The organism is Mesorhizobium sp. WSM1497 (genome assembly GCF_001672455.2).
GTDB lineage: Bacteria > Pseudomonadota > Alphaproteobacteria > Rhizobiales > Rhizobiaceae > Mesorhizobium > Mesorhizobium ciceri.
In genome coordinates, this window is the sequence record NZ_CP021070.1 from 3,372,192 (window position 1) to 3,384,482 (window position 12,291).

At 63.8% G+C, this 12,291-nt stretch carries 10 protein-coding genes; 7 read left to right on the forward strand and 3 right to left on the reverse strand.

Annotation, left to right across the window (positions count from 1 at the left end):
- Positions 1 to 7: 7 nt before the first annotated feature.
- The 7 genes from A9K65_RS16440 to A9K65_RS16470 all read left to right on the forward strand — a co-directional run bounded on the left by A9K65_RS16440 (position 8) and on the right by A9K65_RS16470 (position 9,174).
- Positions 8 to 1,471 (forward strand): DHA2 family efflux MFS transporter permease subunit, encoded by a 1,464-nt coding sequence (locus A9K65_RS16440; protein ID WP_064993877.1) that lies wholly within the window; start codon positions 8 to 10, stop codon positions 1,469 to 1,471.
- Between the two features lie 240 nt (positions 1,472 to 1,711).
- Positions 1,712 to 2,698, forward strand: coding sequence for an ABC transporter permease (locus tag A9K65_RS16445; RefSeq protein WP_064993876.1), 987 nt, complete (start codon positions 1,712 to 1,714; stop codon positions 2,696 to 2,698).
- A gap of 66 nt (positions 2,699 to 2,764) precedes the next feature.
- Positions 2,765 to 3,793 carry a sugar ABC transporter substrate-binding protein gene (locus A9K65_RS16450; protein WP_013530838.1) on the forward strand — a complete coding sequence of 343 codons (1,029 nt, stop codon included), beginning with the start codon at positions 2,765 to 2,767 and terminating at the stop codon, positions 3,791 to 3,793.
- 82 nt (positions 3,794 to 3,875) lie between these two features.
- Positions 3,876 to 5,999 carry an SMP-30/gluconolactonase/LRE family protein gene (locus tag A9K65_RS16455; protein WP_027160706.1) on the forward strand — a complete coding sequence of 708 codons (2,124 nt, stop codon included), beginning with the start codon at positions 3,876 to 3,878 and terminating at the stop codon, positions 5,997 to 5,999.
- On the forward strand, positions 5,996 to 7,051 hold the full coding sequence (locus A9K65_RS16460) for a hypothetical protein (protein ID WP_027160705.1): 1,056 nt from the start codon (positions 5,996 to 5,998) through the stop codon (positions 7,049 to 7,051). The genes A9K65_RS16455 and A9K65_RS16460 overlap by 4 nt, the downstream gene beginning before the upstream one ends.
- A complete protein-coding gene (locus tag A9K65_RS16465; RefSeq protein ID WP_064993875.1) occupies positions 7,051 to 8,547 on the forward strand; it encodes a sugar ABC transporter ATP-binding protein in 1,497 nt (498 codons plus the stop codon). The genes A9K65_RS16460 and A9K65_RS16465 overlap by 1 nt, the downstream gene beginning before the upstream one ends.
- 219 nt (positions 8,548 to 8,766) lie before the next feature.
- Positions 8,767 to 9,174, forward strand: a complete 408-nt coding sequence (locus A9K65_RS16470; protein ID WP_063172539.1) for a carboxymuconolactone decarboxylase family protein — start codon at positions 8,767 to 8,769, stop codon at positions 9,172 to 9,174.
- A 4-nt stretch (positions 9,175 to 9,178) separates the two neighbouring features.
- Here A9K65_RS16470 and A9K65_RS16475 read toward each other — a convergent pair whose 3' ends face one another.
- The 3 genes from A9K65_RS16475 to A9K65_RS16490 all read right to left on the reverse strand — a co-directional run bounded on the left by A9K65_RS16475 (position 9,179) and on the right by A9K65_RS16490 (position 12,283).
- Positions 9,179 to 10,066, reverse strand: a complete 888-nt coding sequence (locus A9K65_RS16475; protein WP_064994052.1) for an amidohydrolase — start codon at positions 10,064 to 10,066, stop codon at positions 9,179 to 9,181.
- Complete coding sequence (locus A9K65_RS16480; RefSeq protein ID WP_064993874.1) at positions 10,066 to 11,202, reverse strand: VWA domain-containing protein; 1,137 nt, start codon at positions 11,200 to 11,202, stop codon at positions 10,066 to 10,068. Before A9K65_RS16480 ends, A9K65_RS16475 begins: the two co-directional genes overlap by 1 nt.
- A 199-nt stretch (positions 11,203 to 11,401) precedes the next feature.
- Positions 11,402 to 12,283: a MoxR family ATPase gene (locus A9K65_RS16490; RefSeq protein WP_064993872.1), complete on the reverse strand. Its 882-nt coding sequence runs from the start codon at positions 12,281 to 12,283 to the stop codon at positions 11,402 to 11,404.
- Positions 12,284 to 12,291: the final 8 nt, after the last annotated feature.

The following is a 12,291-nucleotide window of genomic DNA, read 5'->3' on the forward strand; positions in this document are numbered from 1 at the left end:
TTCCGTCATGACTGCCATTCCCGAGACCGCAACCTTGTCCGAAACGGCCACCCATGCGCGGCGCGTGGCGTTGATCGTCGCCATCGCCTTTTTCATGCAGTTGCTGGATTCGACGATCATCTCGACATCGCTGCCGCAGATGGGCGCCTCCTTCGGCGTGTCGCCGGTGGCGATGAGCATCGGCATCACCGTCTACATGCTGACCATGGCGGTGTTCGTGCCGCTGTCGGGCTGGCTCGCCGACCGGTTCGGGGCGCGCAACATCTTCCTGCTGGCGATCGTCCTGTTCACCCTGGCTTCGCTCGCCTGCGGCCTCTCGCAAACCCTGACCCAGTTCGTCGCCGCACGTGTCGTGCAAGGGCTCGGCAGCGCGCTGATGACGCCGGTTGGGCGCATTCTCGTCCTGCGCAATGCGCCGAAATCCGAACTGCTCAACGCCACGGCGCTGATCACCTGGCCAGCACTGTTTGCGCCGGTGGTCGGGCCGGTGCTCGGCGGCTTCATCACCACCTATCTGTCCTGGCACTGGAATTTCTTCATCAACATCCCGCTCGGCGTGATCGGGCTGGCGCTGGTCGCCCGTTTCATCCCAGGCGACCGCGAGGCCGACCCCAAGCCGCTCGACTGGCCCGGTTTTTTCCTGACATCGGCGGGACTTGCCTTGCTGCTCTACGGTCTCGAGCGTATCGCGCATCCCGAGGACGGCGTGCTGCCGACAGCGCTGCTGATCGTAGCCGGCATCGTCCTCGGCTGGCTGGCGGTGCGCCATCTCAGGCGCGCGCCGCATCCGCTGCTCGATCTCTCCTCGTTCAAGGTGCTGACCTTCGCCATCTCGACGCTTGCCGCCGGCACCATTTTCCGGGTGGCGATCAACGCCACGCCGTTCCTGCTGCCGCTGCTGTTCCAGGTTGGCTTCGGCCTTTCGCCTGTCGATGCCGGCTTGATGATCCTGGCCTATTTCCTTGGCAATCTCGGCATGAAGACGGTGACCACGCCGACGCTGCGCCGTTTCGGTTTCCGCTCGGTGATGGTCGTCAACGGCATCATCGCCTCGGCCTCGATCATGGCTTGCGGAGCGATCTCGCCGCAGACGCCGCAAGCGCTGGTGGTGGCGCTGATGCTGATTGCCGGCCTGTCGCGCTCGATGCAGTTCACCGCCCTTAACACGCTGGCCTTCGCCGACATCGATGCGTCGCAACGAAGCTCCGCGGCGACGCTGTCCTCGATGCTGCAGCAGGTGGCGATGCTGTTTGGCGTCGCGGTGGCGGCGGCGATCCTTAATCTGTCGCAGATCGTCAGGGATCGCCCCGCTCTCGATCTTGTGGATTTTCGAGTAGCCTTTCTGGTGATCGGCGCCATCGGGCTGGTGGCGGCGTTGCGTTTTCTCGTGCTCCCGCCAGGTGCGGGCGCGGAGGTTTCCGGGCACTCGCCGGGAAATTCAGATCGATTTTTCCGCCTGATGCGGAGATAAATTCCGTCCTGTCCCTTTGCCTTGGTTCAGCGCTTTCGCGTGCGGCCGCAATGGCGCAACCAATTGCCAAAAGCGCAGAGTTTTCCGCGCATTGCGCCAGCTTCGGCAATCGATGCGTCCACTCGATAAATATCGCAGCCGGCCTGGGTTCCGGGCGCGGATTCATTTGACGAACCGGCGTTGGGCCGATTAGCGTTCTTTCCCAGGGATGGCAGCGCTGCCATCGGGGCAAACGCAGACATGAACACCATCGGCTGGCCAAATTTCAGGAGCCTGAACCAGGAAGGCATTGTCTTTGCCATCGCCGTGGTGCTGTTCGTTGCAGCGGCTATAGGCCTGCCAGGCTTCATCGACCCCAACAATCTCGTCGCCATCGTCCGCTCCGTGTCGGTGCTGGGCATCCTTGCGCTCGGCATGGCCGTGGTCATCATCGGCCGCGGCATCGACCTCTCTGCCGTCGCGATCATGGCGATGTCGGTCGCCTGGTACCTGCAACTGCTGAATTCGGGGACGCCGGACGGGCTTGCCTTCGCCTATGTGCTGGCCAGTGTGCTGGCCATCGGCCTGCTCAATGGTTTTCTCGTCGCCTATGCCGACGTGCCGGCGATCTTCGTGACGCTGGCGACAGGCTCCTTCGTCTTCGGCTATGTACGCTCGCAACTGATCACGCAGGATGCCGTGCCGGTGCCGCAGGGCCATTGGGTCGAGTTGCTCGGCGGCCTGCGCTTCCTCGACATTCCCATCGAGGTTTTCGTCTTCGCAGGGCTGGCCTTCCTGTTCTTCCTGTTCCTTCGCTACACCAAATGGGGCCGCTATATCTATTTCGCCGGCGATAATCCGGTGGCCGCCCGCAACATCGGCATGCCGGTGCGGCCGATGCTGGTGCTGCGCTATGTGCTTTCCGCCTTCGTCGCACTGGTCGCCGGCCTGCTGACGGCGGCCAGCCTGCATTCGATCAATACCCGCGTCGTCAATTCGACGCTGCTCTACGATATCGTGCTGGTGGCGGTTATCGGCGGCATCGGCCTGTCCGGCGGGCGCGGCGGGGTGCGCAACGTGCTGGTCGGTGCGGCACTGATCGGCATCCTGCTCAACGCCATGACCATCATCGACATTCCGCTGCTCTACCAGAACCTGATCAAGGCAGCGATCCTGCTCGGCGCCATCATCGTCGACGGCATCATCAATCCACGTGACGAGCAGACCGCCCAGCAGGGCGACATTTAGACCTGAACTGCGGCGGACGGTTGGGGCCGGCCGCTGATAACAACGACCAAAGCAAAAGGATCCGACATGAAACTGATCAAGACACTCATGGCCGCCGCCACGGCGCTCGCTGTCACCGCCTTCGTGGCGCCAACCTTCGCCGCCGACGATCCGGGCCCGGCTGCGTACGCGCAGGCGCTCAAGGGCAAGCGCGTCATGCTGGTGCCTCTGGCAATGGGCTTCGACCTGGCGCAGGGCTGGGCGCACTATCTGAAGACCGAAGTCGAGGCCTGGGGCGGCGTGTTCGAGACGCGCGACCCGAACTGGGTCGTCGATGCCGGCGCGCAGGCGATCACGGACGCCATCTCCTCGGACACCAGGCCGGATGTGCTGATCATCCACGCGCCGGACCTCAACTCCTATTCCAAGCTGATGAAGAAGGCGCAGGCCGCCGGCACCTATGTCATCCTGGTCGACAATCCCGCCAACTTCCCGGCCGACGCCTTTATCGGCAGTGACTGGGACCGGCTTGGCCAGCTCGAGGCCGAAGCGGCGATCAAGGGCTGCGGCCCGAACTCGTCGAAGAAGATCGGCCTTGTGCAGGGTGACCAGGCGAACTCCTCCAGCCTCTATCAGTATGCCGGCATCATGAAGGTGCTGGACAAGAATCCCGACTTCAAGGTGGTGGCCAAGCCCGATTCCAACTGGGATGCGACGACCTCGCGCAACGTGACGACGACGATGCTGCAGCAGAACCCGGATATCTGCTCGATCATCGATTTCTGGGATGGCGACGCCACCGGCGCGTCCGCCGCGATCCGCGATGCCAAACTCGACGGCAAGGTGTTCCTGGTCACCACCGGCGGCGGCGAGAAGGCGGCCGATTGCGACAAGCTGGTCGACGGCACCTATGGCGCTGTGGTGATGACCGATCTTGCTCGCCAGTCGGGCGACATGAACGCCATCATCAAGTTCCTGCTGCAGAGCGGCCAGCCGGCCGGCACCTCGCACACCTACATCTACACGCTGGAGAAGGCGACGACCAAGGCCGACCTCAAGCCCGACAGCTGCTGGGACCTGAAGGCGCTGCAGGCACAAGCGGCGGCGGCAAAGTAAGCCGCACCTTTTCGACTGAAGTACAAGCGAGGTGACCGGAAGGATCCGGTCACCTCGTCCCCTCATGGAATAGCAGCAGCCGATGTCCTTTCGCGAACGCCTCCAGTCCTGGCGCTACAATCTCGTGCCCGACCATGTCGTCGGCGAGATACTGACCAAACGCTGGACCGACAACGCCATTCCGTTCCTGGCGCTGGTGGCGACATTGGCCACCTTCGGCTCGGTCATTCCCGGCTTCTTCAAGCTGACCGCTTTGCAGGAATCGACCCGCCAGCTCGGCGAGTTCTCGATGGTCGTCACCGGCATGACGGTGGTGATGCTGGGTGGCGGCATCGATCTGTCGGTCGGCTCGATCTTCGCGCTGTCGTGCTTTTCCGCCGTCTATGTCTTCTTCATCCTCGAACAGTCGATCTGGCTGGCGCTGGCCGCATCGCTCGCCACCGGCCTCATCTTCGGCGCCATCAACGGCTACCTCGTCGGTTATCTCCGCTTGCGCGCCTTCCTCACCACGCTGGTGACCTTCATCTTCGGCCGGGCGCTGTTCGACATCCTGGTCACCACCTATGCCGCCGATGTGCAGCTCTCGACCGCGACATCGGATGTGCTCGACTTCATCGGCGACAGCACCTTCTGGGGGCTGTCCGTCTCGGTGTGGCTGGCGATCATCCTGGCCATCGTCACCCATATCGCGCTGACGCGTTCGCGGCCGGGCTGGCACGTGCTGGCGGTCGGCGGCTCGAGGCGCTCGGCGCATAACGCCGGCATCCGCGTGCGTCGCACCGTGTTCATGACCTATGTCTTCTCCGGCTTCTGCGCCTCGATCGGCGGCTTCCTCATTGCTTGCCGGCTGAGCGGGGCAGGGCCGGGCACCGGCCTCAACCTCGAGATCATGGCGCTGACGGCGGCGGTGGTCGGCGGCGTCAGCCTCGGCGGTGGCCGAGGCTCGGTAATCAAGGGGCTGATGGGCGCCATCATCGTCTTGACCATGACCAATGGGCTGATCCGGCTGGGCTACGGCACCGGCACCAACCAGATGGTGCTCGGCATCATGCTGGCAGTGGCGGTGACCATCGACATCCGCTGGCTGAAGAACCGGCACAAGGTGCTGAACGAGGTCTATGTCGCGCCGGTCTATCTCAAGATGGGCGAGACACAGTCGGCCGCACCCGGCTCGGGCACCCCATACGAACTCGACAACAGGCTGTCGGCCGCAGAGCATATCGGGCTTGGCGAGCTGGAGGGGCCGGAAGACGTCATCCTCGACCGCGACGACAATCTCTATTGCGGCACGCGCCATGGCGAGATCGTCCGTTTCTTCGCGCCCGATTATGTCAGGTCGGAGGTGTTTGCCCATATCGGCGGTTTCCCGCTGGGGCTGGCCTTCGACAAATCAGGCAATCTGATCAGCTGCGTCGGCGCCATGGGACTCTATTCGGTCTCGCCGCAGCGCGAAGTCAAACGGCTGTCGGCCGAGACATCGCGGTCCTGGACCTCGATCGTCGACGATGCGCGGCTGCGTGACCCCAACGACTGCGACATCGCACCCGATGGCCGCATCTATTTCACCGACTCGACCAAGCGTTATGACGCCCATGACTGGGCGCTGGATTCGATCGAGAACCGTGCCACCGGCCGGCTGCTGGTCTACGACCCGAAGGACGGTTCGACGAAGACGCTGCTCGACGGCTACCGCTACACCAACGGTGTGTGCATGGCGCATGACGGCAAGTCGCTGTTCTTCGCCGAAAGCTGGGCCTGCCGCGTGCACCGCTACTGGCTGGAAGGGCCGAAGGCCGGCACCGCCGAATGCGTCATCCGCGACATGCCGGGCTATCCCGACAACATCAACCGCGCCTCCGACGGCAATTACTGGATGGCGTGGCTCGGCATGCGCACGCCGAGCTTCGACCTGTCGCTGCGCCATCCCGACATGCGCAAGCGCATGACGCGCCGGCTGCCGCAGGACGAATGGCTGTTCCCCAACATCAACACCGGCGGTGTGGTGAAATTCAATGACAGGGGCGGCATCGTCGAGGCGATGGGCGATCTCACCGGCGGCGCGCACCCGATGGTCACCTCGATGCGCGAGCACAAGGGGTATCTGTTCGTAGGCGGCATCCTCAACAACCGCATCGGCCGCTACAAGATTGCAGGCGCCGACCCGAACTGGACCAGCCCCGCTTCCTATTGGGGAGCAAAGCCATGATCCTCGACCCGGTGCTCGACCTGTTCCGCGGCAAGGCGGTGACCATCCCGCCGCTCGACGGCGCTTTTCGCCCCAATACGCGGCTGGATGATGCGCCGGCTTTTGCCGAGCTGACGGAACCGGATAATCTGCTGGTTACCGGTGACAGGCTGGTGGTCTCCAGCGGCAACGCCATCCATTCGATTGCTGCTGGAGCGCAACCTGTCGTGGTCGAGACCTTTCCGTCTGCCGTCACCGCGCTGGCGCTGTCGCCATTGGGCGAACTGACGGTCGGGCTGGAAAGCGGCAAGTTGCTGATGTCAGGCGTGGAGGTTTCGCTGCCGGCCGGGATCAGCTGCATCACCGCACTAGCCTATGCGGATGACGGCACGCTGTGGCTGGCCAACGGCTCGGCCGAGCATGTGCCATCGCAATGGGCCGCCGATCTGATGAAGAAGGGCGCGTCCGGTTCGCTCTGGAAGCGAGACGCGGCAGGCGGTGATTTTCGCAAGCTCGCCGGCGACATTGCCTTTCCCTACGGGCTGCATCCTGTCGGCAAGGATGTGCTTGTCAGTGAAAGCTGGCGCCATCAGTTGGTGCGTTTCGGCGGCGCGACGGGCAGCCGTTCGACGGTTCTGACGCATCTGCCAGGCTATCCCGCGAGGCTGTCGCCGTCCGCCGATGGTGGGGCCTGGCTGACCTTGTTTGCGCCGCGCAACCGGCTGATCGAATTCGTGCTGCAGGAAACGCATTACCGGCAGGACATGCTGAGCCAAGTGCCGCCGGCCTACTGGATCGCGCCGGCACTGGCGTCCAGCCGCAGCTTCCTCGAGCCGCTGCAATGCGGCGGCATCCGCACCATGGGCATCCACAAGCCGTGGTCGCCGAGCCGCTCCTATGGGCTGGTGGTCAGGCTCGACCAGAAGATGCAGCCGCTGTTCAGCCTGCACAGCCGCGCCAACGGCACGCGTCATGGCATCTGCAGCGTTGCGGAAAAGGACGGCCGGCTGTTTGTCGCCTCCAGAGGCGGTGACTGCGTGCTGGCGATCGACCTCGCTTCGGGAGGTTTCTGATGGAACCGATCGTTCGGCTGGAAAACGTCACCAAGAATTATCGCGGCGTGCCTGCGGTGAAGAACGTCAGCTTCGAACTGCGCAAGGGCGAGATCCATGCGCTGCTCGGCGAGAACGGCGCGGGAAAATCGACGCTGACCAAGATCATCGCCGGTGTGGTCGACGCCACTTCAGGCAAGATGTTCCACAAGGGCCAGGAAATCGCCTACGCCTCGCCGCACGCAGCGCTTGAAGCCGGCATCGCCATGGTGTTCCAGGAGACCAGCCTGGTGCCGTCGATGACGGTGGCGCAGAACCTTTATCTCGGCACCGAAAAGTTCCTCAACCGGCTGCGCGGCACCTACATTTCAGCGCAGCAGTTCCTGCAGTCGCTGAATTTTCCGGTCGACCCCAACGCCATGGTGGCAACGCTGGGTGCGGCCAAGCGGCAGATGGTCGAGATCGCGCGCGCCGTCCACCACAATGCCGAGATCATCATCTTCGACGAGCCGACGGCGACGCTGACGCCGGAGGAGAAGCGGCACTTCTTCGCGCTGATCCGCCGGCTGAAGGCGGGCGGCGTCTCGATCGTCTTCATCAGCCATGCGCTGGAAGAGGCGCTCGATATCGCCGACCGCATCACCATCCTGCGCGACGGCGAGCTGGTCATTACCAACGACACATCCGCCTTCGACCGCGACAGGATCGTTTCCGCCATGGTCGGGCGCACGCTATCGGGACAGATCTACCGCCAGCGCGACGAAGCGAAGCTGCGCAAGGCGGGCAAGAAAGTGCTGTCGGTGCAGGACATTTCGATGAGCAATGTCGTGCGCAACACCTCTTTTTCGATCTTCGAGGGCCAGATCACCGGCGTGTTCGGGCTGATCGGCTCCGGCCGCACCGAGACATTCAAGATCGTCTCAGGCATCTACAAGCGGGATTTCCTGCGCGGCGGCGCGATTGAACTCGATGACAGACCGGTGCGCTATCTCGTGCCGAGCGAAGCGGTGGCCGACGGCATCGTCTATGTCACCGAGGACCGCAAGAGCGAAGGCATCTTCGAGACGATGGGCATTGCCGAAAACCTGTTCGGCGGACTGCTGGCGGCGGGCCGGGAAAAGGCCTGGGTGATCAACACGCAGGAGATGCGCGCGCTCTCGGCCGAATGGACGAAGACGCTGAACATCAAGGCAATCAACGACAATGCGCGCGTCGTCGAGCTGTCAGGCGGCAACCAGCAGAAGGTGGTGATCGGCAAGGGGCTGGTGCAGAAGCCGCGCATCGTCATCTTCGACGAGCCGACACGTGGCGTCGATGTCGGCGCGATCGCCGAGATCCACCAGATCATCAACCGGCTGGCCGATGAGGGGCTGGCCGTCGTCGTCATCTCGTCCTACCTGCCGGAGATCATGAACCTGTCCGACCGCATCCTGGTCTGCCGCCAGGGCCGCATCGTCGAGGAGTTTTCGCCGGCGGAGGCCACGGAGGAGAAGATCATGTACGCGGCCGTGCATTAGATTCAGGTGAGGCCGGCCTGCAAATGGCGGTTTCCTGCGCTTCCGGTGCTCACGTACGAAAAGTACGCTCCGCTCCGGTTCTCGGAACTCACCATTTTCGACTCGGCCTGACCTGAATCTAGACGCCGGCGCTGGAAAAGTGAATCGGACGAGTGGATTGGCCGCAATTGCTCAAGACCTGATTCAATTCACGCAACGATCCAACGAAGGAAAAACCCCATGGCCACCACAAAACTCCTCAGCGATGCCGAGGTCGAAAAGATTCCCGCCGTGAAAGCCGTGTTCGACGACATCCGCGCGACGCGCAAATCTGATTTCGTCAACAATTTCTGGCGCGGGCTGGCCAATGATCCTCCGGCGCTGAAGCGGATCTGGGAACAGTTGAAGGTGGTGATGGTCGCCGACAGCGCCATCGATCCGCTGACCAAGGAGATGATCTACATCGCGGTGTCGACCGCCAATGGCTGCTCCTACTGCGTCCACTCGCACACGGCGGCAGCCCGCGCCAAGGGCATGACCGATGCGCAGCATGGCGAACTGGTGTCGATCATCGGGCTCGCCGGCCAGACCAACCATCTGGTGACGGCGATGCAGATTCCAGTCGATCCGCAGTTCGAGGTGAAGTGAGGCGTCACACCGGCCGGTAAACCTTCTCCGCCGTGTTCCAGAAGATATCCGCCTCGGCCACCGCACCATGCTTGGCCACCGCGTCGCGGTGCGCCTTGATCAGCTCAGCGTGGCTGGTCCACAGCTTCTCGATCGGGAAGTTCGAGCCGAACATCAGATGGTCGGCGCCCAGGATATCGATCGCGTTGTCTACGACATAGGCGATCAGCAGGGGATCGTTGCGGTGGACGAAGGTGCCGAGGCCCGACAGCTTGGCGTAAAGATTGGGCGCCGCCGACAGCGTTTGCAGGCCTGCCTTCCAGGCCTCGGTGGTTTCCGGTTCCATGCCGGTCAGCATGCCTGCATGGGTGAGGATGAAATTCGTTTCGGGGTTCTCGCCGACCAGCGTCAGGCCGTCCTTCATCTGGGCGGGGAAGAGCTGCAGGTCGAAGGACAGGCCATAATCCTTGAGCCGCGCCACATTGGCGCGCACTTTCGGGTCGATCACCTGATCGGCGGAGGCGGCGAAGCGGAAGGCCGGGGTCTCGTGCCAGTGCAACTGCATGCGCACGCCGCGCAGCAGCTTGTATTTCATCAAGCGATCGATCTGAGGCCTGATATCGTCGACGGTCATGTCGGTGTAGCCGACGATGGCATGCGGCCAGCCGGTTTCGTCGGACGTCTTCTGCAGGAAAGCGACTTCCTTCTCGAAATCCTCCTTGGCCCAGTTGGTCTGGACGTAGACGGCCTTCTCGACGCCTGAATCCCTCTGGTCTTCGAGAAATTCCTCGATCGGATAGTCGCGCCGGATCGGTTCGTAGGGGCCGAAGATGCGCGGCACCATCGGTCCGACCAGCCATGGCTGGTCCTGTTGGCGCCAGATGTGAAAATGTGCGTCGATGGTTTTCTGCATCATGAAACCCTCTTCCAGATTGTCGCCGCCGCCGGAGCAGGGCGGGCGAGCGACAGGATGAAATCGGTGAGACCGGCAAGCGACGAGCCGTCGACGAGATCGTCGAGGTCAGGCAGGATGGCGCGAAGTGCCGCCGTTGCCGGCCGGAAGCGCGGGTCGCCGGCCAAAGGTGTAGCCAGCGACAGCCGGAAGGCGCGGGCGCTCAGCCGCCGCATGGCTGTCTCCAACTCGGCATGATCGCCGCGTTCCAGCGCGTCGGATAGGATGACGATAGCGGCACCGCGTGCAAAGGCTGAAAAGCGCGGCACCGAGAGGAAAGCGAGCAGCGTCGGCCCCATCCGGGTGCCGCCGTCCCAATCGTTGACCTGGGCAGCGGCGCGGGCCAATGCCTGGTCGCGGTCGCGGATGCGCAATGCCGTGGTGATGCGGGTCAGCCGCGTGCCGAAGGTGAAGATTTCGGCGCGGTCGGCACCTTGCACGGCGGCATGCGCCAGCTTGAGATAGTCTGCGGTGTGCAGCTTCATCGAGCCGGAAACGTCGATCAGCAGCAGCAGCTTGCGCGGCACGGTCTGGCGGCGGCGCAGCAGCGGCGAGGGCACGTCGCCATCGGCGCTGACGATTTCCCGCAGCGACCGGCGCAGATCGAGCTTGCCGCGCGAATGCGTGCGCACGGTGCGGAACGAGCGGCGGGCGGGCAAGGCTGAAGCGAGCCTGCGGCGGAAAGCGGCAAGGTTGTCGTCGTCGCGCTTGAAATCGCGGGTACTCAGTTGTTCGGCGCCGGAAGAGAGTTCGCCACCTTCCTGATGGCTGATGACCTCGATCTCTTCCTGGCTCGCACCGCCATCATCCTTGATGCGGGTTTCCTCGTCGGCGTCGCCTTCGACCACGGCGGACCTGTTGCCATAGAAATGGCTCTGGAAATGCGCTTCGAATTCGTCGCGGCGGTCGGGCGGCGGCGCCAGGGTGGCGAGGGCCGCCTCGCGGATGTCGGCCATCGAGCGTGGACCGAGCAACGTCACCGCCTGCATGAAGCCGGAGACTTGCTCGGGGGCTATGGCAAAGCCGTAGCGGCGCAAGAGCCTGGCAAAACCCAGGAATGGCGAGGCGGCGCGGGGGAGGCTTGTTTCCCGCATCATTCTGTGTCGCCCCCCTCTGTCCTGCCGGACATCTCCCCCTCAAGGGGGGAGATTGGCAGCTTCGGCGCTTCGCTCTGTTCGGCGACGTCAGCGATTAGCGAAAGCGGGGATGACATCCGATCTCCCCCCTTGAGGGGGAGATGCCCGGCAGGGCAGAGGGGGGCGCTCTCCCGCCAGCATTGCAAAATGACCTCCCGCGTCACGCCAGCGCCTCCTCGACGATCCGGCCAAGCTCCGGTGCGATGTAGGAAAGGTCTTCCTCGTCCTTGATCAGCACGCCGATGGCGCGGCGGAAGGCTTCCGGCCACGGGCTGCCGCCTTTCTCCAGGATGGTGGCGGCATTGGCCCATTCGACGGCCTCGGCGATGCCGGGGGGCTTGGCCAGTGGGCGGGCGCGAATGGTCTGCACGGCCGCCGCCACGGCGCGCGCCGTTGCTTCAGCCACATTGCCGGCGCGCAGCATGATGATGGCGGCCTCGCGCTCGGCGTCGGGATAGCCGATCCAGTGGTAGACACAGCGGCGGCGCAGCGCCTCGGCGAGCTCGCGGGTGCGGTTGGAGGTCAGGATGACGATCGGCTGTGCGGTGGCGCGGATGGTGCCGCGCTCGGGAATGCTGATCTGGAAATCGGACAGGAACTCCAGCAGCAGCGCCTCGAATTCGTGGTCCGAGCGATCGATCTCGTCGACCAGCAGCACGCGCTGCTCGGGCGCTTTCAGCACCTGCAGCAGCGGCCGGGCGATCAGGAAGCGGTCGTCATAGATGTCTACCTCGTGCTCGCCGGCATGGCGGATGGCCAGCAGCTGGCGCTGATAATTCCATTCGTAGAGCGCGTGTGCGGCGTCGATGCCTTCGTAGCATTGCAGCCGCACCAGATCGCGGCCGAGCAGTTGCGCGATCGCCTTGGCGGCTTCCGTCTTGCCGACGCCCGGTGCGCCTTCAAGCAGCAGCGGCTTGCCCAGTCGAATCGCCAGGAAGATGGCCGTCGAAAGGCTCTCATCCGCCAGATAGCGCGAGGCGGCCAGATGCTGCGCCACAGCCTCCGGTGAGGTCGCGACAGTCTCGGTGCTTGTCCCGTTCATTCCAGCCC

Excerpts from the sequence above, each read along its gene's own strand:
- A9K65_RS16440 (WP_064993877.1), top strand. The coding sequence starts at position 8 with ATGACTGCCATTCCCGAGACCGCAACCTTGTCCGAAACGGCCACCCAT.
- A9K65_RS16445 (WP_064993876.1), top strand. The coding sequence starts at position 1,712 with ATGAACACCATCGGCTGGCCAAATTTCAGGAGCCTGAACCAGGAAGGC.
- A9K65_RS16450 (WP_013530838.1), top strand. The coding sequence starts at position 2,765 with ATGAAACTGATCAAGACACTCATGGCCGCCGCCACGGCGCTCGCTGTC.
- A9K65_RS16455 (WP_027160706.1), top strand. The coding sequence starts at position 3,876 with ATGTCCTTTCGCGAACGCCTCCAGTCCTGGCGCTACAATCTCGTGCCC.
- A9K65_RS16460 (WP_027160705.1), top strand. The coding sequence starts at position 5,996 with ATGATCCTCGACCCGGTGCTCGACCTGTTCCGCGGCAAGGCGGTGACC.
- A9K65_RS16465 (WP_064993875.1), top strand. The coding sequence starts at position 7,051 with ATGGAACCGATCGTTCGGCTGGAAAACGTCACCAAGAATTATCGCGGC.
- A9K65_RS16470 (WP_063172539.1), top strand. The coding sequence starts at position 8,767 with ATGGCCACCACAAAACTCCTCAGCGATGCCGAGGTCGAAAAGATTCCC.
- A9K65_RS16475 (WP_064994052.1), bottom strand. The coding sequence starts at position 10,066 with ATGCAGAAAACCATCGACGCACATTTTCACATCTGGCGCCAACAGGAC.
- A9K65_RS16480 (WP_064993874.1), bottom strand. The coding sequence starts at position 11,202 with ATGATGCGGGAAACAAGCCTCCCCCGCGCCGCCTCGCCATTCCTGGGT.
- A9K65_RS16490 (WP_064993872.1), bottom strand. The coding sequence starts at position 12,283 with ATGAACGGGACAAGCACCGAGACTGTCGCGACCTCACCGGAGGCTGTG.